The sequence below is a fragment of the Acinetobacter sp. L-24 genome (genome assembly GCF_056857555.1).
Genome location: NZ_JBSXNI010000042.1, coordinates 118,846 through 139,915, shown reverse-complemented (window position 1 = coordinate 139,915; position 21,070 = coordinate 118,846). Strand labels below are relative to the sequence as shown.

17 protein-coding genes are annotated in these 21,070 nt (G+C 43.2%); 16 read left to right on the top strand and 1 reads right to left on the bottom strand.

Features of this window, described 5'->3' with window-relative positions; genetic code table 11:
* Window positions 1–69: 69 nt before the first annotated feature.
* The 7 genes from AC13CK_RS09290 (at window position 70) to purD (ending at window position 7,609) form a co-directional block, all read left to right on the top strand.
* The gene (locus tag AC13CK_RS09290) at window positions 70–957 is read left to right on the top strand and encodes a bile acid:sodium symporter family protein (RefSeq protein WP_482831118.1); all 888 of its coding nucleotides are present in this window, start codon (window positions 70–72) and stop codon (window positions 955–957) included.
* An 87-nt stretch (window positions 958–1,044) separates the two neighbouring features.
* Window positions 1,045–1,932, top strand: coding sequence for a bile acid:sodium symporter family protein (locus tag AC13CK_RS09285; RefSeq protein ID WP_425878225.1), 888 nt, complete (start codon window positions 1,045–1,047; stop codon window positions 1,930–1,932).
* Window positions 1,933–2,063: 131 nt separating this feature from the next.
* A complete protein-coding gene (gene prmA / locus AC13CK_RS09280; protein WP_005266631.1) occupies window positions 2,064–2,969 on the top strand; it encodes a 50S ribosomal protein L11 methyltransferase in 906 nt (301 codons plus the stop codon).
* Between the two features lie 15 nt (window positions 2,970–2,984).
* Window positions 2,985–3,860, top strand: coding sequence for a DUF3426 domain-containing protein (locus AC13CK_RS09275; RefSeq protein WP_004279897.1), 876 nt, complete (start codon window positions 2,985–2,987; stop codon window positions 3,858–3,860).
* A 398-nt stretch (window positions 3,861–4,258) separates the two neighbouring features.
* The gene (fis, locus tag AC13CK_RS09270; RefSeq protein WP_001086304.1) at window positions 4,259–4,528 is read left to right on the top strand and encodes a DNA-binding transcriptional regulator Fis; all 270 of its coding nucleotides are present in this window, start codon (window positions 4,259–4,261) and stop codon (window positions 4,526–4,528) included.
* Window positions 4,529–4,623: 95 nt separating this feature from the next.
* Complete coding sequence (gene purH / locus AC13CK_RS09265) at window positions 4,624–6,198, top strand: bifunctional phosphoribosylaminoimidazolecarboxamide formyltransferase/IMP cyclohydrolase (protein WP_425878220.1); 1,575 nt, start codon at window positions 4,624–4,626, stop codon at window positions 6,196–6,198.
* Between the two features lie 127 nt (window positions 6,199–6,325).
* Window positions 6,326–7,609 (top strand): phosphoribosylamine--glycine ligase, encoded by a 1,284-nt coding sequence (gene purD, locus AC13CK_RS09260; RefSeq protein WP_425878218.1) that lies wholly within the window; start codon window positions 6,326–6,328, stop codon window positions 7,607–7,609.
* A gap of 44 nt (window positions 7,610–7,653) precedes the next feature.
* Here purD and AC13CK_RS09255 read toward each other — a convergent pair whose 3' ends face one another.
* On the bottom strand, window positions 7,654–8,301 hold the full coding sequence (locus tag AC13CK_RS09255) for a hypothetical protein (protein WP_346799681.1): 648 nt from the start codon (window positions 8,299–8,301) through the stop codon (window positions 7,654–7,656).
* Window positions 8,302–8,473: 172 nt separating this feature from the next.
* Here AC13CK_RS09255 and AC13CK_RS09250 point away from each other — a divergent pair, with 172 nt between their 5' ends.
* The 9 genes from AC13CK_RS09250 (at window position 8,474) to AC13CK_RS09210 (ending at window position 21,028) form a co-directional block, all read left to right on the top strand.
* A complete protein-coding gene (locus AC13CK_RS09250) occupies window positions 8,474–8,935 on the top strand; it encodes a GNAT family N-acetyltransferase (protein ID WP_425878216.1) in 462 nt (153 codons plus the stop codon).
* Between the two features lie 602 nt (window positions 8,936–9,537).
* Complete coding sequence (locus AC13CK_RS09245; protein ID WP_005100876.1) at window positions 9,538–10,413, top strand: MetQ/NlpA family ABC transporter substrate-binding protein; 876 nt, start codon at window positions 9,538–9,540, stop codon at window positions 10,411–10,413.
* A 76-nt stretch (window positions 10,414–10,489) separates the two neighbouring features.
* On the top strand, window positions 10,490–11,515 hold the full coding sequence (locus AC13CK_RS09240; protein WP_044110226.1) for a methionine ABC transporter ATP-binding protein: 1,026 nt from the start codon (window positions 10,490–10,492) through the stop codon (window positions 11,513–11,515).
* Window positions 11,512–12,207: a methionine ABC transporter permease gene (locus AC13CK_RS09235; protein ID WP_004279923.1), complete on the top strand. Its 696-nt coding sequence runs from the start codon at window positions 11,512–11,514 to the stop codon at window positions 12,205–12,207. The genes AC13CK_RS09240 and AC13CK_RS09235 overlap by 4 nt, the downstream gene beginning before the upstream one ends.
* A gap of 358 nt (window positions 12,208–12,565) precedes the next feature.
* On the top strand, window positions 12,566–16,138 hold the full coding sequence (gene dnaE, locus AC13CK_RS09230; protein ID WP_482831115.1) for a DNA polymerase III subunit alpha: 3,573 nt from the start codon (window positions 12,566–12,568) through the stop codon (window positions 16,136–16,138).
* Window positions 16,139–16,175: 37 nt separating this feature from the next.
* Window positions 16,176–17,024 carry an RNA methyltransferase gene (locus AC13CK_RS09225; protein ID WP_004279927.1) on the top strand — a complete coding sequence of 283 codons (849 nt, stop codon included), beginning with the start codon at window positions 16,176–16,178 and terminating at the stop codon, window positions 17,022–17,024.
* Window positions 17,024–17,833, top strand: a complete 810-nt coding sequence (gene cysE / locus AC13CK_RS09220) for a serine O-acetyltransferase (RefSeq protein ID WP_004279928.1) — start codon at window positions 17,024–17,026, stop codon at window positions 17,831–17,833. Before AC13CK_RS09225 ends, cysE begins: the two co-directional genes overlap by 1 nt.
* Window positions 17,834–17,950: 117 nt before the next feature.
* Window positions 17,951–18,901, top strand: a complete 951-nt coding sequence (locus AC13CK_RS09215; protein ID WP_004646689.1) for an ABUW_2363 family tetratricopeptide repeat lipoprotein — start codon at window positions 17,951–17,953, stop codon at window positions 18,899–18,901.
* 120 nt (window positions 18,902–19,021) lie between these two features.
* On the top strand, window positions 19,022–21,028 hold the full coding sequence (locus AC13CK_RS09210) for an esterase/lipase family protein (RefSeq protein WP_482831114.1): 2,007 nt from the start codon (window positions 19,022–19,024) through the stop codon (window positions 21,026–21,028).
* The last annotated feature ends 42 nt before the right edge of the window (window positions 21,029–21,070 follow it).

The window sequence follows — 21,070 nt, the reverse complement described above, 5'->3', positions numbered from 1 at the left end:
TATTGCTTATTTATTCATCTAGGCTAAACTGGAAATATACCTATAAATGTATAATAAAAAGGCAAATTCATGGATTCGGGGTTTTTTAGCGTTTTTTTGCCAATTACATTGGCAATTATGATGATGGGGCTGGGGCTAGAACTCACTATCAAAGATTTCCTGCGCTTAAGTCGCTATCCTAAAGTCATTTTTATTACTTTATTTGCGCAGTTAGTCCTATTACCCAGCGTTGCTTTTTTTATTTGTCTGATTTTGGACTTGCCCGCTTTGCTTGCTGTAGGTCTGATGTTGCTAGCCGCCTCACCTGGTGGCCCAACCGCGAACCTATTTAGCTACATATATAAAGGTGATGTGGCACTGAATATTACTCTAACCGCCATTAATACCATCATCTCTATTTTTACCCTGCCCTTTATTATCAATCTGTCCTTACACTACTTTATGAGTCATGACTCAAACGTGACTTTTCCAGTTGAAAAGATTATGCAGGTCTTTTTAATTACCTTGATTCCCGTGATCATGGGTATGCTGCTTCGGGCCAAATTTCCAAAACTGTCAATTACTGTCAGCAGGCCCATGCGCTTACTCTCTATCGGTTTTCTAACCATCCTATTGATATTCGCCATTTTCAGAGAACGTTCGAATTTGGTCGAATACTTTGCCAATATTGGTGCAGCAACTGCGATTTTATGTTTTTCCAGCCTGTTTATTGGCTATTGCATTCCTTTACTCATGGGTATCCCAGAGAAAATGGCACGCGCCTGTACCTTTGAAATTGGCATTCATAACACTGCCATTGCGCTGACGATTGCGATATCGGTCTTAAATAATGTCACGATGGCTATTCCTGCAGGCATTTATACAATTTTCATGTACAGTTTCGCCACTATTTTCGGTGTGCTGATTAGTCGCCAGCAAGTGGTGTATAGCAATAAAAGTCGTTTATCAGATTTGTAATTTATTTGGCTGATTCTGCTATAAGGCTGTATGCTTTTCTAAAGAAAATCAGAAGTATTAAAACAATTTTCGACAAGGAGCATACAGATGGATTCTGGCCTTATAACGATATTACTGCCGCTGGCACTTGCAATCATCATGATGGGACTGGGCCTTGAACTGACGCCTCGGGACTTTAGCCGTGTCACTCGTCACCCCAAAGCCGTATTTATAGCATTGTTCTGCCAACTGGTTATTCTGGTTGGCATTGCCTTTTTACTCTGCAAGCTATTCGCTTTAACCCCATTACTCTCAGTCGGGTTGATGCTCTTGGCGGCTTCGCCCGGGGGTGCAACAGCCAACCTGTTTAGCTATCTGTTTAAAGGTGACTTAGCCCTCAATATCACTTTGACTGCTATCAACTCAGTCATCGCAGCGATTACCTTACCTTTAATTATTAATTTTTCGATCATGCATTTTATGCAGGATAGCCAGCAAGTTGGCCTGCAATTCGGCAAGATTCTGCAAGTCTTTGCGATCATCCTGATTCCGGTGGGAATTGGCATGTTGATTCGGCGCTATGCACCAGGCGTGACAGCAAAACTGAATCGGCCGCTGCGGATTTTTTCGATTGGCTTTTTGGTGCTGATTATTATTGCCACACTTATTAAAGAACGCACAAATATCGGCGAATACTTGACCCAGGTTGGTCTAGCGACTGCCTTATTCTGCACCTTGAGCCTGAGTATTGGTTATCTGATTCCACGACTACTGAATATTAATAGCGCTCAAGCCCGTGCCAGTGCATTTGAAATTGGCATTCATAACAGCACCCTCGCCATGACCATTGCCCTGACCGTGATTGGCAGTGCTGCTGTGGCAATGCCAGCCGCGGTTTATTCTATCTTTATGTATATCTTTGCTGCAATTTTTGGCAGCTTGTTGAATCGGCTTGCACCACTCCCGGCGCAAACACCTTTAACGAATCTGGATTAGATAAGCTCTGGAACGCTTAAAAGGATGCTTCAGGCATCCTTTTTATTTTGGGAATGGATCAAGAAGATAGCAGCGTTGAGTCTGAACTTCCGTTACAATAGCTTTTTGAAAAATGTATAAAGGTTATTTCTGTGAAGTGGTTACAAATTCATATTACGGTTGAACAGGCTCAGGTTGATTTTACTGAGACATTACTCAGCTCGCTAGGCGCAGTGAGTGTGACTTTGGATGATGCTGAAAACCAGGATTTGCTGGAACCACTTCCAGGTGAAACGCCACTTTGGAATAAAGTGATTGTGACCGGTATTTATGCGCAGGAAGAAGGCGAAGAAATCGATGTTGCCGCACTAGAAACCTTTATTCGTACACAAATGCCAGATGCTCCGATCCGTCATGAACTGATTGAAGATCAGGCTTGGGAACGTACCTGGATGGATGCCTATGAGCCTATTCAGATTGCTGATAAATACTGGATCGTACCGGAGTGGATGGAAGCACCTGATGCCGATGCGGTAAACATCAAGCTTGATCCAGGTCTGGCTTTCGGAACAGGCAACCACGCTTCAACTTTCCTGTGCTTACAATGGCTCGGCAAAATTAATGTGAAAGATAAAATTGTCATCGATTATGGCTGTGGCTCAGGCATTCTCGCGGTAGCTGCACTGCTATTAGGTGCGAAAAAAGCATATGCTACTGATATCGACCCACAAGCTGTACTGGCGACTCAGCAAAACGCTGAACTGAATGGCGTACTGGACAAACTTTATGTCGGACTGCCAGAAGAATTTAGAGATGAGCTCGGCAATACCAAAGCTGACGTATTTGTTGCCAATATTCTGGCAGCACCACTGATGATGCTGGCTCCTGAGTTCGCAACTTTAATCAAATCTGAGGGACAGTTCGCACTTGCCGGAGTGATTGAAGAGCAAGTTGCTGATGTTACTAGCATTTACTCAAATTATTTTGATATATTAGAGGTAGAAAAACGAGACGAGCACTGGTGCCGTATCTCGGGTAAACGCCATAAGAACGAATGAGCCTATAAATAATCCATGAGTGACAAAAGAACCCATTGCCCTACCTGTTCCACCACCTATAAGGTCACAGTTGCTCAACTCACCGTTGCGCAGGGTATGGTTTGCTGTCCCAAATGTACTACTTCATTTAATGCCTTATCGCATTTGGTGACCGAAACCCGGAATTCGGTCACCGCATCAATATCTCAGGCTCAGTCGAACTCCAGCGAATTCAGCGAAACTGATACTCAAAATAACTCAGGTGTTTATCACGCAGATCAGCACAATCGTCATAGCCTGCTACAGATTTTTGATCAAAAAGTTGAACATTCCAATATTGACCTGGAAACCTATTTAAATAACCTGAATTATTTCAGTACCGAGCCAATTTCAGTATTACCGAGCATGAATTGGGAAGATCAGGCAGAAAAACAGACTAAACGCGGGCCAATGTACTATATAGGCTGGAGTTTACTCAATCTGTCACTGTTCAGCCTGCTGATGTTTCAATTCTTCTGGTTCAATCCGCAATACATCAAAAACAGTCACGTTATGAGCCTGGCCTTTAACACTGCCTGTGAAGTGTTTAATTGTTCCAATCTGGAAAAATACTACACACTGATTCAGGCCAATAAAGTCAAAATCAAGGCAACCGGTAATAATGAAGCTGAGTTTAGCGGTGAGCTGATCAATTTTCATGACCGTAGCCTGGCCTTACCGATTTTAAGAATCAATCTGGAACATCGCGGTGAAGTGATTGCAACTTATAACCTGTCCTCCGAAGAGTACCTGATTGAAAGTCTGGTCAATATTCAGCGCATCCCAAAAAACAGCCCGTTTAAATTCAAATTTAAGCTTCCAGTCGATCGTAAAAGCTTTGATCGCTATACTTTGGAAATAATTCGCCCCTAATCTGCTGAGAAAGCATTAAAAAATTAAAAAAAGTTAAAAAAAATGCAGTTTTCTTGCTCACTTTTGCTTAGACAATGGTATGATACGCGCCACGAAAGCTATGTGCTGCAACTCCTCGCGACTTTTTCACAACAAATACAGTCTTGCCTAATGCGCTATAAAATTTATTGCGTATCGTGCAGATTTTTTTGTTTTGATTTTGGTCAGTAACAAAACTTTAACTATTGTTACGCTTATTTTTCGACCAAATCGCAGAGATGTGTCAAGCTACAGGCTCAATGTAATGACTAAGTTTTAGAACTTCCGTTTTAGGATCTAAAATGGAGTTCATTTCAATTTCTAGACCACTTTTATATATCACTTTACCCAAGTGATATTTGTTTTTCGGATTAATTCGCATGAATAGCAAATCTCCTATTTTTACTGCACAATCTGATGTTGCTTTACGTATCCACGTAGATCGCGCAGTTCGCCACTATTTTGCACAACTGCAGGGCGAGCAACCATCTCAGGTATACGACATGGTGCTAGCAGAAATGGAGAAACCTCTTCTATCTGTAGTTCTAGAATATACACGTGGTAACCAAACACGTGCTGCCGAGATTCTCGGACTCAACCGTGGTACTTTACGTAAAAAGTTAAAAGCTCACGGTTTAATGAGTGAATAAATGATAAAATGCTTGCGGCTTCCGCAGGCATTTTTTTTAACCTGTAAATTGCTGATTTTGTTTTATTCTGTTCCTTGAAAACTGTGACGAAGATCATGACTATTAAACGCGCTTTAATCTCTGTGTCTGACAAGACTGGTATTGTTGAATTTGCACAAGAACTTGCTGCTCTAGGGGTAGAAATTTTATCTACAGGTGGTACCTACAAATTGTTGAAAGACAATAATGTGGCTGTAGTTGAAGTTTCAGAGCACACTGGTTTCCCAGAGATGATGGACGGCCGTGTTAAAACACTACATCCAAAAATTCATGGCGGCATTCTGGCCCGTCGTGGTCTAGACGAAGCAGTGATGGCTGAACACAACATCGATGCGATCGATCTTGTTGTTGTTAACCTGTATCCATTTGCTGCGACTGTAGCAAAACCAAACTGTTCACTTGCTGATGCGATCGAAAACATCGACATCGGTGGTCCGACTATGGTTCGTGCTGCTGCAAAAAACCATGCTTCTGTCGGTATCGTAGTGAATGCATCTGACTACGCAACGGTAATTGCTGAGCTTAAAGCGGAAGGTGCTTTATCTTATGCAACCCGTTTTGACCTGGCAGTGAAAGCATTTGAACATACTGCGCAATACGATGGTATGATCGCATCTTACTTAGGCGCTCGCGTAGGTGTCGAGGAAGGTCAGGCTGACAAATTCGCGCGTACTTTCAATACACAATTGAACAAAGCTCAAGACTTACGTTATGGTGAAAATCCGCATCAGTCTGCTGCATTCTATGTAGATCCAGCTGCAACTGAAGCTTCTGTTTCAACTGCAAAACAGTTACAAGGTAAAGAACTCTCTTATAACAACATTGCGGACACAGACGCTGCACTTGAATGTGTTAAATCATTTGCAAAGCCTGCTTGTGTCATCGTTAAACATGCCAACCCATGTGGCGTTGCAGTATCTTTAGACGGTATCAAAGCTGCTTACGATCTTGCTTATGCAACTGATCCAGAATCTGCATTCGGCGGCATCATTGCATTCAACCGTGAATTAGATGTTGAAACTGCACAAGCAATTGTTGACCGTCAATTCGTTGAAGTAATCATCGCTCCTAGCGTTGCTGAAGGCGTGCTTGAAGTCACTGGTGCGAAGAAAAATGTACGCGTACTAGTATGTGGCGAACTTCCAAAGATTGACGAACGTGCTGCACAACTTGACTACAAACGCGTAAACGGCGGTTTGTTAGTTCAAGATCAAGACTTAGGCATGATTACTAAAGATGATCTTAAAGTTGTGACTAAACGCGCACCAACTGAACAAGAAATTGATGACATGATCTTCGCTTGGAAAGTGGCGAAATACGTGAAGTCTAACGCGATTGTTTATGCCAAAAACCGTCAAACGATCGGTGTCGGCGCTGGCCAAATGAGCCGTGTCAACTCTGCCCGTATTGCTGCAATCAAAGCTGAACATGCTGGTTTAGTGGTTGAAGGTGCGGTAATGGCATCTGACGCATTCTTCCCATTCCGTGATGGTATTGATAACGCTGCCAAAGCAGGTATCAAATGCATTATTCAACCGGGTGGTTCTATGCGTGATGAAGAAACAATTGCAGCAGCTGACGAAGCTGGTATTGCAATGGTGTTCACTGGTATGCGTCACTTCCGTCACTAATTAATTTTAAATCCTCCCTAGCCCTCCTTAATAAAGGAGGGTTTTCTATATCATAGTAGAGCGAAGGGAGTCCCCCTTTTATCAAAGGGGGATTTAGGGGGATTCTATTTCAGAAGGATTTTTTTTAATGAATATTTTAGTTTTGGGTAATGGCGGTCGTGAACATGCATTGGCATGGAAAATCGCGCAAGATGATAAAGTCGCAAAAGTATTTGTAGCACCGGGTAATGCAGGTACTGCAACAGAAAATAAATGCGAAAATGTTGCCTTAAATATTTTAGACAATGCTGCGATTATCGACTTTGCAAAAAGCAATGCGGTTGATTTAGTGGTTGTTGGTCCTGAAGCACCACTTGTAAATGGTGTTGTAGATGCATGCCGTGAAGCTGGCGTTAAAATTTGGGGTCCAACTCAATTTGCTGCGCAGCTTGAAGGCTCTAAAGCATTCGCTAAACACTTCCTTAAACGCCATAACATTCCAACGGCTTTCTATGACGTATTTACTGAAGTAGATGCTGCGAAAGCATTTGTTGAGAAAAATGGTGCGCCAATCGTGATCAAGGCTGATGGTCTTGCTGCAGGTAAAGGCGTAATCGTTGCCATGACCAATCAAGAAGCATTTGCAGCAATTGATGACATGCTTGCAGGTAACAAGTTTGGCGATGCAGGTTCTCGCGTTGTGATCGAAGAATTCCTTGCGGGTGAAGAAGCATCTTTCATTTGTATGATTGATGGCGACAACATCTTGCCAATGGCAACATCGCAAGACCATAAGCGTATTTTTGAAGGCGACCAAGGTCCGAACACCGGCGGTATGGGTGCTTACTCTCCTGCACCTGTTGTGACTGCTGATGTGTTTGAAAAAACCATGAATGAAGTGATGCGTCCTACCGTTGAAGGTATGAAAAAAGACGGTCACGTTTACACTGGTTTCTTATACGCTGGCTTGATGATTGACGACAAAGGTCAACCAAAAGTAATCGAGTTTAACTGTCGTTTTGGTGACCCTGAAACTCAACCGATCATGATGCGTTTAAAATCATCTTTGGTGGATCTCGTTGAAGCTGGTATTGCAGGTAACTTACCTGCTGAAGCTGAATGGGATGAGCGCAAGACTGTTGGTATCGTTTTAGCGTCAAAAGGCTACCCAGAAACTTCAAGCAATGGTGATGTGATTTCAGGTTTAGACACTGAAATGGCAGATGCGAAAGTGTTCCATGCAGGTACTAAAGCCAATGAAAATGGCGACATCGTCACTGCTGGCGGTCGTGTACTTTGTGTGACTGCACTGGGTAATACCATTGGTGAAGCGCAAGCAAAAGCATTAGAGCTTTGTGAAAAAGTAACATTCGATGGTGTCCAATACCGTAAAGATATTGGTTACCGCGCGATTGCGCGTGAAAATGCTTAACTCAGTTTAAGTATTAAAAAACCCCGCTGAGTGCGGGGTTTTTATTATTTCGCAATAAGATAATCTTTAGCTAGAATTTCATATTTTTCTTTCTTTTCAAGAAGATCATGATAGTAATCATACAAATATGGAAATTTATCGTTATAAGTCTGAATATCTACTTCAATTTTTTTATTTTTCATATTTAAAGCATAAATTATTTCATCGTGTAGCTTATTCAAAATTTTATATAGTTCAATAAATTCATTAGATTCGGCATTATCTAAAATTCTCAGTGCAACTTTCTGAAATTTACCTAAATTTTTCACAAAAATTGTATGCTCATCCATGATAAATTTATGTAAGTCTAAAGGTATATTTTTCTCATTGTAAGGATAAAAATAATTTTTAGTTTCATTTATATAAATTAGCCAATATATTTGCCCTATTGCCCTAGTTGCCTCATCTAAATATTCTAATGTATCAATCATTAAATCTCGTTTGACCATGAAATTATTTTGTTCTTTCCAAGCATTTAACAAAATAAAAGCAGACAATGGCGCAAAAAGACCTGCTGACCAACCAAACATAGTTGCTACAGCCGTACCCTTATCTATTGCTAAGGGGTAGATTAAAAAGTAGGTTATAAATGTCATGATAACAATAATAACTAGATAACCTATGATTAATTCTTTTATGATCTTAGTCTTCATTCTTCCACTTGTTATAATTTGAGTTAATTTAATTTTAAATCAATTAGTTAAACATAGAAACCTCAACCATGAAAGAAATATGATTAAAATATCCAGCCCTCGCCTCATCCTCCGCCAATGGCAAGATTCCGACACTGCCCCATTTATCTAGATATGCGCAGACGATGAAGTCATGCGTTATTTTCTTAAAAAACTCGATGCTTCCGAAGCCACTGCATTTATGCAACGCTTAAAAGATGCCATCGAAACACGTGTTTGGGGTTTATATGCAGTAGAGCTTAAAAGCTCTGGCGAATTTATTGGCTTTATTGGTTTACACGTGCATCCGCCTGAGTTTGAAATGGCAGATGCACCTGAAATTGGCTGGCGCTTGCTACCGCAATATTGGAACCAAGGCTATGCTACTGAAGGAGCCAAAGCAGTACTAAAATATGCCTTTAGAACCCTGCGCCTAGAGAAAGTCATTTCTTTTACTGCCTGCATCAACACGCCCTCAGAACGTGTCATGCAAAACATTGGCTTAGAAAAAGTAAGAGAGTTTGACCATCCACTTGTACCTGCCGATCATATCTTGTGTAGACACGTACTCTATGAAAAACAGCGTTCGGATTATCTGTATATTCCCTTTTGTTAAAACAAGCTTGCAGTATCATGACCTGAGGAAACCAAGATCAGATACTGACTCGCTTAGTTAATATAAAGGAAAGATTTATCTCGTTAATGATCGAATTTTCTTCATTTCCCAAAAAATCAGATATTTTTTTATATTTATCTATATGCATTTTTTATATTTCTATCTTACAAAATCTTATAAAGATCACTATTTAAACACATCCATTAAAACTATATTTTTAATATAAATAATATATTGTTTTAATTAAAATTTTGTTTAAAAGATCTTTTTTTATATTCGACTAAAGAGATAAGCAAGGCTTTTTTATCCAGTATATCGAATATAGATTTATTGCTATGATATCCGCAACTTCAGAGCACTCAAACCTTGCCATGTACTTATAAAATATCTATTTTCTCTCTCCAAATAGATTAAATACATCAGATTTGGGCTGCCTCTGACTTGATCAAGTTCACCAGAATTGTTGTTGCACGCTTGCAGCTTTCGACTTCAAGCTTTCTTCAACCATGATCAAGCTATCTACTTAGATCGTAATAAAACTCTTATTTAACACGATTTAAAAATGCTTATACTCTAGGCAAGAATAGAATTAGGACAATTTCATGAAAAAGTTACTTGGCGTTATCTTGAGTGCCTCTGTATTGACTTTAACTGGGTGTGGTAAACAGGAAGCGCCTGCCACTGATGCAGCGCAAACTAAAGATGCAAATGGTCTTCAAACTGTAACTATGGCTTCGACCGGTTCAGATGCAGACGTATGGCGTTATATCGCGACCCTGCCTGAAACCAAAGCAGCCGGTATCAAACTTGATGTGAAAAATTTCACTGACTATGTGTCGATGAACACAGCAGTAGCCAACAAAGAAATTGATGTGAATGCATTCCAGTCTTATGCCTATATGGTGGCTTACAACGATGCCAACACAGCCAAAATTGCACCTCTATCTACGACCTATCTAGAGCCTATGGGCATTTACTCAAGCAAAGTAAAATCTTTAAACGAGTTTAAAACCGGTGCGACCATTGCCATTCCGAATGACGGCGCAAACGAATCACGTGCATTATTACTTTTACAATCAGCAGGCCTGGTTAAATTAAAAGCTGGTTTTGACAATGTCAAAGGTACAACGTCTGATGTGACCGAAAATGCAAAACAAATCGTGATTAAGCCAATTCAAATGGCGACTGCAGTACGCGTAAAAGACGAAGTGGATGCGATTGTGCTGGGCAATACCTTGGCAATGGAAGGTGGTTTAAACGTATTGAAAGATGCGATTTACTATGAGCCAATCGACCAAAGCACAAAAATGAATGTAAACGTATTAGCGGTTGCAGCAGATCGTCAAAATGATCCAGTTCTGCAAAAAGTAGGTGCGTTGTATCATACGCCAGCAGTAAAAGCATATGTTGATGAACATTTTGGTGGTACGAAAGTTGCGGTAAACAAACCTGTGACGTATTTAACTGAATCAAAATAGTACTATAATAGACTTTTAGAACAGGCAAGGACGATTTCTTGCCTGTTTTTTTATCCGTGATGCAGTTTTTGACACTATGATTGAATTTAAAGATATTTCAAAACAGTATGAGCTTAAGGGTCAAACCTTGCATGCCTTGAATCAGATTAATCTTCAGATTCCAACCGGCAGTATTTTTGGCATCATCGGTTATAGTGGTGCTGGTAAAAGCACCCTCATCCGTCTGATCAACCTGCTTGAGCGCCCAAGCTCAGGCCGGATTATCATTAACGGAACAGATTTTACCGCACTCGATGCCAAAGCATTGCGTCAAGAACGTGCCAGCATCGGCATGATTTTCCAGCATTTCAATTTAATGCAAACCAAAACCGTGGCAGCCAATATCGAAATGCCAATGAAACTCCTGGGCTGGAGCAAGGCAGAACGAGAAAAACGCCTCGAAGAATTATTAGACTTTATTGACCTGAAACATAAACGTCATGCATTTCCAGATGAATTGTCTGGCGGTCAAAAGCAGCGTGTCGGGATCGCTCGTGCCCTTGCCAATCATCCAAAAATTTTACTCTGTGATGAAGCGACTTCTGCACTGGACCCACAAACCACCAAATCTGTTCTACAGCTACTTAAAAAAATTAACGAAGAACAAGGCATCACCATTGTTATGGTTACCCATGAAATGGATGTGATTGAAACTGTATGTGATTATGTCGCCGTGATGGAAAAAGGTGACGTAATTGAGACCGGTAGTACCTTACAAATATTTAGTCAACCACAGCACCCGACCACCAAGAATTTCATTCAGACCGTATTACAGCAGCATTTACCAGTCAATATTCTGACCAATCTGGAAAACCAGAATCACAACAGTATTTATTGCCTGAAATTCCTCGGCAGTTCGGCTCAGGAAACCGTGATTCAAGCGGTGATTAAACAATTTAATATCAGTTTAAATATTCTATTTGCCAATATGACCGAAATTAATGGCACGGTGATTGGCCAGATGTTTATTCAGCTACTGGGTGATGCACAAGAAATTCAAGCAGCAATAAAATTCCTTGAACAACACGGCGTACAAGTCGATCAGGCGGGAGTACAGGCATGAGAGATTTGATTGTACAGTGGCTAACAACGATCACGGCGCCGTTCTGGAAAAGCTCCCTGTCGATAGATCAGTTTGTGACAGCGCTGCAAGAAACCTTTCATATGGTGTTCTTCGCGATGCTATTTGGCTGTATCTGGGGCTTTATTCAGGCGATTACCCTGTTGGTAACACGTCCGAATGGAATTCTGCCGAATCGTGTGATTTATCACGGTCTCAATCCGATTGTGAATGCGCTACGTTCGCTGCCGTTTATTATCCTGCTAATCGCAGTCATTCCACTGACCAAGTTAATTGTCGGCACATCGATTGGTACATGGGCAGCGATTGTTCCATTAACCATTTATGTCGGTCCATACATTGGTCGCCTGATTGAAACATCTTTACTCGAAGTGAATGAGGGTATTATCGAATCTGCCCAAGCCATGGGCGCGACGCCAATGCAAATTATCTTTAAGTTTATTCTGCCGGAAGCGCGTAGCTCACTGATTCTAAACTTGACTACTGCTACCATCAGTTTGATTGGTGCAACGGCAATGGCCGGTGCTGTCGGTGCGGGTGGTATTGGTGACTTAGCGATTTCTTATGGTTATCAGCGTTTTGATACCTCTGTAGTCATCATGACGGTGATTGTATTGTTGATTCTGGTGCAGATTGTACAAAGCCTCGGCGACTGGTTATCCCGACTTCGTTAAGCTAGTTTCTATGTATGAATAAAGCCCTCTAAAAAGAGGGTTTTATTGTTTTTAATACTTACGAACCCTTTCTCATTATTTCAAAGTAAAGTCCTGCAACTATTTGATACGTGCCACGGCGACAGGAAGTCGCCCGTTGATTTATAGCACATGGAAGTTCCATTAGATCAACAAAAGGGTTTTGTTACTTTTGTCCCATCAAAAGTAAAAGAAAATATCTTCTAACAACTAACTAAATAATCAGCTTAAAAAATCAAATTCAAACTTGACCTAAAAGTTAGCCATTTCCCCCTCAATTTCAAACTGAAACAATAAATCCCATGTTAAACTATTCAATGGTTTTAGCAGGGACTCATCTATGCACTTTGTTCATCTTGGTATTCATACAGAATTTTCGATTACTGAATCCATCGTACGGATACCTGACTTGGTCAAAGCTGCCGAGAAAGAACAGATGCCTGCCCTTGCGCTCACGGATCTTTCTAACCTGCATGCTGCCGTCAAATTCTATGGCAAATGCCTGGGCAAAGGCATCAAGCCGATTCTGGGTTCTGAAATTCGCCTGAATGATGCCGAACATCGCATGACCTTATTGGCCATGACCAATACCGGCTGGCGCAACTTGACTGAACTGGTGTCTGAAGGCTTTATCAGTGGTCAGCAACTGGATATTCCCTGCGTTCAAAAACAATGGATTTTAAATCAGCCTGAGGACATGATTGCCCTGCTCGGAATGCATTCCGATGTCGGCAAAATGCTGATGAGTTCAAATCCGCAAAAAGCGGAACCGCTGCTAGAAGAATGGGTCGAAAAATTTGGTAATCGTGTTTATCTTGCCCTGACCCGTACCAATCGTCCGGATGAAGATAACTTTATTCTGGAAGCCGTTAAGCTGGCAAAAAAATACAATATCGGTGTGGTCGCACATAATGATGTGCATTTCATGACCCGTGAAGATTATGAAGCGCATGAAGCACGGGTATGTATTGCAGATGGTTATGTGCTTGGTGACAACCGCCGCCCTAAAACCTATTCACCTGAACAATATTTCAAATCTGCTGAAGAAATGACGGCGCTGTTCTCGGATATTCCATCTGCGATTGAGAACACCTATCACATTGCCAAACGCTGTAATGTGACGCTGCAACTGGGCAAATACTTCCTGCCTGATTATCCGATTCCTGAAGGTCATACCATTGATACCTTCTTTGCACACTTGTCCAAAGAAGGTCTGGAAGAACGCCTGAATTTCCTGTATCCGCCTGAACAACGTGATGAAGACTGGCCAGAAATCCGCAAGCCTTATGATGAGCGTATCGAATACGAGATTAACATCATTAACTCGATGGGATTCCCGGGCTACTTCCTGATCGTGATGGACTTCATTCAGTGGTCGAAAAGTAACGGCGTTCCGGTCGGTCCGGGCCGTGGTTCGGGTGCAGGTTCACTGGTCGCCTATAGCTTAAAAATTACCGATCTTGACCCGCTGCGTTATGAACTGCTGTTCGAACGTTTCCTGAACCCGGAACGTGTTTCGATGCCCGACTTCGACGTCGATTTCTGTATCGCAGGCCGTGACCGCGTGATTGACTATGTAGCACGTACCTATGGCCGTGATGCGGTCTCCCAGATTGCAACATTCGGCACTATGGCGGCCAAAGGTGCGATTCGTGATGTTGCCCGCGTTTTGGGTAAATCTTATGGTCTGGCGGATCGTATTTCGAAAATGATCCCAACCAAGCCTTTAGGTCTAAGCCTGCTTGAGTCACTAGAAGCTGAACCCCAGCTTAAAGATATCGTCACCAATCCATCCAATCCAGACCATGACGATGCAGCCGAAATCTGGGAAATGGCACTGAAACTGGAAGGTATTACCCGAAACACCGGTAAACACGCCGGTGGTGTGGTGATCTCGCCAACCAAAATTACCGATTTCTCTGCGGTCATGTGTGATGCCGATGGTACCGGACGCGTGGCACAGTTCGATAAAGACGATGTCGAATCTGCAGGTCTGGTGAAGTTTGACTTCTTGGGTTTGCGTAACCTGACGGTGATTGAAGATGCGGTTAAAAATATCAATAAACGCATCAAATCTGACAAGCCTTTAGACATTGCCTATATCCCGCTTGAAGATAAAGACGCGTATTTGGTCTTTGCCAATGCCAACACCACTGCGGTATTCCAGTTTGAATCCGTGGGCATGAAAAAGATGCTGAAAGAGGCACGCCCAAGCAAATTTGAAGAAATTATTGCTTTCGTATCACTGTACCGTCCAGGCCCGATGGATCTGATTCCTGACTTTATCCACCGGATGCATGGTGGCGATTTTGAATATCTGCATCCATTGCTTGAAGGCGTGCTAGAACCCACCTACGGGATTATGGTGTATCAGGAACAGGTAATGCAGGCTGCACAGTACTGTGCCGGCTATACCCTCGGCGGCGCGGACTTGTTACGTCGTGCCATGGGTAAGAAAAAACCGGAAGAAATGGTCAAACAGCGCCAGATCTTTATTGAAGGTGCATCGAAAAAAGACATTGATGAAGCCACGGCCAACCATATCTTTGACTATATGGAAAAGTTCGCCGGCTATGGTTTTAACAAATCGCATGCGGCTGCTTATGCTTTGGTTGCTTACCAGACTGCATGGCTGAAAGCGCATTATCCGGCAGAATTCCTGTCTGCGGTATTGACCTCGGAGATGCAGAACACCGACAACGTGGTATTCCTGATTGATGACTGTCGCAAGAATAATCTGGAAGTTTTACCACCGTCAGTGAATATGTCGCTGTATCAATTCCATGCTATCGATGAGCAAACCATTGTCTATGGTCTGGGGGCGATCAAAGGCGTCGGTGAAGCGGCGATGCAGTCGGTGATTGACTCGCGTGCACAAGAAGGTCCATTCCGTGACTTGTTTGATTTCTGTCATCGTATTGACCTGAAAAAAATCAATAAGCGTACTCTAGAAGCACTGATTCGTTCAGGTGCACTGGATTGCTTGGGAATTGACCGTGCCGACCTGATGGCGCAACTGCCTGAAGCGGTTCAAGCTGCGGAACAGGCACGTTCCAATCGTGAAACCGGCATCATGGACCTGTTTGGCGAAGTTGAAGAAGTTCAGCGCAAGCCATCTAAGCCAGTCAAACCTTGGGCGGATGAAGTTCGCCTGAAAGGTGAGAAAGACACGCTTGGCCTGTATTTAACCGGCCACCCGATTGATGTGTATCGCAATGAACTGAAAGCCTTTGTGCCTAGTCAGATCAATGAGCTGACGCCGACCCGCCGTGGCGTGACCACCGTGTTTGCAGGATTGGTGGTGGATATTGCCAATTTCCCGAACCGGATGATGATGACACTGGATGATGGTACGGCACGGATTGAGATTTCAGCCAATCACGAACGCTTCAACCGCTTTAAAGAGATTATCCAGCTCGATAAAGTGGTGGTGATTGAAGGCGAAATCTATGAGCGTGAAGGCTTTGACCGTCCGATGGGACGCCTCACCAAAGCATTCAGCCTGAATGAAATTCGCCAGAAACGTGCCAATAGCATCAAGATTACCCTCACAGCCGAGCATTTCAGCAAGAGCTTGAGCCGTGACTTGCAGCAGATTCTGACTCCTTATTGCAATGTTGATATGTCCGCACATATTCCGGTGATTCTGTATCTGGACTATCCGTATGCCACGACTGAACTGCATCTGGGTCTCAACTGGAAAGTCGCCCCACTGGATGAGCTCCTAGCCAAATTGCGTGATTATTTTGGTAAAGAAGCCTTGCATATTGAGTATCAGGTCAAGTCCAAAGCTGCCAAAGCCGTGTCCTATGAACAGGCCAAGCCGGTGGATATTCCTCCGCCGCCTGCGGGCATGAGCATGGATGATGCACTGGAGCTGTATCAGGCCGAATCCCAGCCGCAATATTCATAAATCCTGATCTTTAAAACACCTTAAAATTGGAATCCTCATGAGTCAAATTGACAATGCTGCTGTTTCAGCACATCTCTCCCATGTGCGTATTGTCATGGTCAATACCACTTTACCTGCCAATATCGGCAGTGCCCTACGTGCCATGAAAACCATGGGCTTGTCCAAGCTGGTTCTGGTGGCACCAAAAACCTATCCGCATCCGGATATTGACGCGCTGGCCGCGGGTGCAACTGACCTGATCGAGCAGATCGAGATTGTAGAAACCCTTGAAGATGCCATTAAAGACTGTCAGATTGTATTCGGCACCAGCGCACGCAGCCGTACTATTCCCTGGCCGCTGTTAGATGTGCGCCCTGCCGCTGAAAAAGCCATGACCGCTGTGGTACAAGATCAGCAGGAAGTCGCGATTCTATTTGGCCGTGAAGACCGTGGTCTGACCAATGAAGAACTGGCGATGGCCAACTATCACCTGACTATTCCTGTGAACACTGATTATGGCGTACTGAATGTAGCTCAGGCGATTCAGGTGATCTGCTATGAGATGCGCATGGCAACGATGAGTCAAATTGAACAGCCACGTGATGCTAAAGCGACCATGCAAGTCATTGATGGCATTGAAATGGAATGGGATGAGCCTTTAGTCAATCATGCGCAGATGGAACAGTTCTATCCGCACTTGGAAAAAATGCTGGCAGAAATTGAATTTATGGATCCAAAAAATCCAAGATTATTGCCTTTACGCTTGCGTCGTCTCTTCGGACGTATACAATTAGATCGTATGGAATATCACTTACTTCGTGGTATTTTCAGCCGTGTTCAGGCATTGAATAACGGTACCTGGAAAAAATCTTCACACACATCATCACAGGACGAGGATCAAATCTAATGCTAAAACAGCTCAAAGAAGATATACAAGCTGTCTTTGCGCGCGATCCTGCAGCACGCAATACCTTAGAAGTCTTAACCACTTACCCTGGCATTCATGCGCTGATCATGCATCGCATGGCACATGAGCTATGGAACAAAGACTGTAAAGGAACTGCGCGTGCGTTGTCTTCGTTTAGCCGCTTTGCCACAGGCATTGAAATCCATCCGGGTGCAAAAATTGGCCGCCGTTTCTTTATCGATCACGGTATGGGTGTCGTAATTGGCGAAACTGCTGAAATTGGCGATGACGTGACGCTTTATCACGGCGTGACTTTGGGTGGAACGACCTGGAATAAAGGTAAACGTCATCCAACGCTAGAAGATGGCGTGGTAGTCGGTGCTGGTGCCAAGATTCTTGGACCATTTACCGTGGGTAAAAATGCCAAAGTCGGTTCTAATGCGGTCGTCACCAAAGCAGTTCCTGAGAACGCCACAGCGGTGGGCAACCCGGCACGTTTTATCACCAAAGACAAACCCAAAGATGATGCTGAAGCCCGTCGTCGTGACTATGCCGAAAGTATCGGTTTCCAGCCCTATGCCGCGACTGAAGACCAGTCCGATCCGATTTTAGAAGGTATGCGGATTCTGCTGGATCGCATTCAGCAAAATGAAAAACGCATGAACAACTTGTGCAATCGTCTTTCTTTGTTAGATCCGACCTTTAACAAGCAGCAACAGGATGGCCAGCCTTTGAGCAAAAAAGAGTTGGAGATTCTGGAAGAAGCGCGCCGTGAATGTGAAGCGCAAACCAGCCAATCCAAAGCCTGAATATCACACTTCACTCTGTAACACGGGTTTACTTGCATGATCGTTATAGTTTTCATAGACTGACGATCATGCAATTTTTGAATAGATGTTTTAAAAATAACAGAATGGATGACTATTATGACCTTTAAGCCCTTGGCACTTGCTTGCTTAGCATTCACAATTACTGCGTGTTCCACCACTCCTCAGAAATCTGCTGAGAAACCTGTGGACCAAGTGGTTTTTGTAGAGCCTGAACTGAGCCCACCATTTTATGCTTTAAATCCATTCAATTATAATGAACCACCTGAATTTGAAGTGCATTTGAAAAAAGCTGCAGCGCAGCCTGTAACCAAGATGGTGGTGACGGATCCTAATGATCCATCCAAGCAACTGACCCTGGATGTGAATAAACTGATTATTCCAGTGGTAGATAGCAATACACGTGCAATGCGTTATGCAGCACTTGCCAATTCAAATGAAATCGATATCACCGAAATTGACGATTTCCTGCAAATGGTCGAAGGTAAGGCACGTCATTATCCACCACGTTTCAGCGATCGTCAGGAACGCCGTGGTTTTGAAGCCAAATTGCGTGAAGTCACCCGACAACTGGATACTTTAGCAGCCCGTCCAAATGCCTCTTTTGATGTGTTGATGCGTGCTTTTAAAGCCAGCGTGATGGCACGTAACCTGGATCTAGGTTCAGTTTATACCACCAATTCCCTGACCTATGCCCAGCGTATTCTCAAAATTAATCCAGATGATCCTGAGGTCAACTTCTGGTTTGGTTTTGGTCTGTCTGAAGGCGGTGGTCAACGTGAAGCCATCGCTTATCTGGACAAAGCCATGAAAGCTGGCGTTCAGGAGGCTTATCTTTCTGCAGCCAATAATTATATTGCATTGGAACAGAAGAAAAATGCCACTCAAACCTTGGCGAACTATAAGGTGAAATATCCGCAAGAAGCTGAAGTAGCAGACCGTCTGATTCAGGAAATTGAGAAAAATGGTCGCTGGAATGTTTGGCAAATTTTGCAAACATCAACACCCGCTCCGGCTACAGACCCAGCAACAGCACCGGTGACCCCATAATCAAGATTCGCTTCAATTTGATTACAAATAGACTGCTACGGCGGTCTATTTTTATGGGAAAAAATTAGTAAAATACAAAACATTATCCCGCTTTATAACTTGAATTCAGTGAAAAGTTTTATGCACGAAAAAATAAATAAAAGATTAATGCTGTGCACTTTACTCATCACCAGCGTACTCAGCGGCTGTCAGGTGGTGAGTGTTAAGGAACAGGCCATTAATGTCACGCTGAACAATGAGCGTGACAGCATCTTGACCCGCGACAAGCTTAGCGAAGCCAGTCTGAATGTGTTGTCCATGACAGGTCGTGAAGCCCAGATCTGTATTGATCAGCCCGAAGAATGTGTGGAAGATCTGAAAAGTATTCCCCAGATTTTAGATGAACAATTGCTTTCTACAGCAAGTGAATTATATCTAGCCAACTCCTTACAAAATGCCAAGTCTGCCGAATGCAACACCGGTGTTTTAAACAAAACCCGATCACCGGAAAAACAGCAACAACACAAGCAGAATATCCAGAAATGTCTGGATCAGCAGCTCACTATGCTGGATAAAAGCATTCGTTATAGCTATGCCTATCTATTTAAAACCGAGCGTGCGCCGCAAGAGCGTATTTTTGATAACCGCCAGGTTCAGATTCGTGACTTTTATAACCTGGCGATTGCCCATCTGATTCAACGCTATGCTGAACGTTATAAAACCAAACAGTCCGGCCAGCGCATTCAGGTCGGTGATAGTGTATATACCATTGATCTGGAAAATTTTCCGCAGCTGAAAAACCAGACCATTGAACAGCTGATGTCCACCTATAACATGAACTTTTCCGGCCTGCGTTCTATCACCCGCCGTGATGGTTTTGGTTCAGAATTTTTAGTGGTCTTACCTGAAGCACAGCAAACCGAGCAGGATAAAAAATATATTGTCGATCCGCTCAAGCACAACTATCCAAATGGTATCAATCCAAACATTCATTCAGCCCGCTATCTGGCGACCACCATTACCGCTGTACCCAAATCCGCGAATTCGACGGAACAGATTTTATCTACTTCAGAGTTTCACCTGAAACTGTATGATCCTTATAAGCATGAAAAGATTAAGGTGGCTTCGAAAGAATATGCGCTGGCCGCCAACTTTTCTGCACCTTACGGCTTATGGCTAGCCGAGAATAATCTGGGGCGTTTAGCCTATCTGACCCTGATTAATCGCGAAGACAGTCTGAGCATGCCGCACCTGTACATGCTGGAACCTTATAATCCGAACAAGAAAGTGCTGGTATTGATTCATGGCCTAGCCAGCAGTCCTGAAGCCTGGATTCGTCTGACCAACGACATTATGGGTGATCCGGTATTAAGGGAAAATTTCCAGGTCTGGCAGGTATTTTATTCTACTAATATGCCGATTCTGGAAAGCCGTTTTCAAATTAATGCTCTGGTTCAGCAAGGCTTTGCCCAGGTCGCGAACAATGCACCAGCCAAAAAAGATGCGGTACTGGTCGGACATAGTATGGGAGGCGTGATTGCCCGTTTAATGGTCAGTCAGGCCGATATTACCCAAGATGCATTCAAGCTGGTACAAAATACCCGCATTGCACAATTTAAGGATAACCCGCTCTTTAAAGCACGCCTGCAAATGCAACCTATTCCGAATTTCACCCGGGCCATTTTCTTAGCGACACCGCATCGTGGGACAGAATATGCCGACCGCTGGCATACCAAACTGGCCCGTAAAATTATCCGTATACCGGGTGCATTTTTGGGTGCCTTTGCCGATACCCTGCAAGTCCAGATTGGGTTAAACGAATTTGTCAAAGAACTGGGGCATGACCTGATTCAGAATGGCCCAAGCGATCTGAGTGAAAATTCAAAATTTACTGCATTAACTGAGGATATTCAGCCTTCTAAAAATATCAAATTTCATTCTATTATCGGCAATACCGTAGATACTCAAGATACCAAGCTCATGAGTGATGATATCGTTTCATACGAAAGCGCTTACTTGGAAGGTGCAGTATCTAGCAAAGTGATTAAGGGCGGCCACTCGATTCAGGAAACGCCTGAAGCCGTGCTGGAATTACGCCGGATTCTCAGATTACATCTCTCAGACCTCGGTCTTTATGATCCGGAATAAAATATCATCTTGATTTAGACTTGCCACCGCATGTTCGCATCC

Coding starts and splice junctions, on each gene's coding strand:
- dnaE (WP_482831115.1), top strand. CDS start 12,566: ATGCACTTTGTTCATCTTGGTATTCATACAGAATTTTCGATTACTGAA.
- AC13CK_RS09250 (WP_425878216.1), top strand. CDS start 8,474: ATGCGTTATTTTCTTAAAAAACTCGATGCTTCCGAAGCCACTGCATTT.
- AC13CK_RS09275 (WP_004279897.1), top strand. CDS start 2,985: ATGAGTGACAAAAGAACCCATTGCCCTACCTGTTCCACCACCTATAAG.
- AC13CK_RS09210 (WP_482831114.1), top strand. CDS start 19,022: ATGCACGAAAAAATAAATAAAAGATTAATGCTGTGCACTTTACTCATC.
- purD (WP_425878218.1), top strand. CDS start 6,326: ATGAATATTTTAGTTTTGGGTAATGGCGGTCGTGAACATGCATTGGCA.
- AC13CK_RS09240 (WP_044110226.1), top strand. CDS start 10,490: ATGATTGAATTTAAAGATATTTCAAAACAGTATGAGCTTAAGGGTCAA.
- purH (WP_425878220.1), top strand. CDS start 4,624: ATGACTATTAAACGCGCTTTAATCTCTGTGTCTGACAAGACTGGTATT.
- AC13CK_RS09255 (WP_346799681.1), bottom strand. CDS start 8,301: ATGAAGACTAAGATCATAAAAGAATTAATCATAGGTTATCTAGTTATT.
- AC13CK_RS09245 (WP_005100876.1), top strand. CDS start 9,538: ATGAAAAAGTTACTTGGCGTTATCTTGAGTGCCTCTGTATTGACTTTA.
- AC13CK_RS09290 (WP_482831118.1), top strand. CDS start 70: ATGGATTCGGGGTTTTTTAGCGTTTTTTTGCCAATTACATTGGCAATT.
- cysE (WP_004279928.1), top strand. CDS start 17,024: ATGCTAAAACAGCTCAAAGAAGATATACAAGCTGTCTTTGCGCGCGAT.
- fis (WP_001086304.1), top strand. CDS start 4,259: ATGAATAGCAAATCTCCTATTTTTACTGCACAATCTGATGTTGCTTTA.
- AC13CK_RS09215 (WP_004646689.1), top strand. CDS start 17,951: ATGACCTTTAAGCCCTTGGCACTTGCTTGCTTAGCATTCACAATTACT.
- AC13CK_RS09235 (WP_004279923.1), top strand. CDS start 11,512: ATGAGAGATTTGATTGTACAGTGGCTAACAACGATCACGGCGCCGTTC.
- AC13CK_RS09285 (WP_425878225.1), top strand. CDS start 1,045: ATGGATTCTGGCCTTATAACGATATTACTGCCGCTGGCACTTGCAATC.
- AC13CK_RS09225 (WP_004279927.1), top strand. CDS start 16,176: ATGAGTCAAATTGACAATGCTGCTGTTTCAGCACATCTCTCCCATGTG.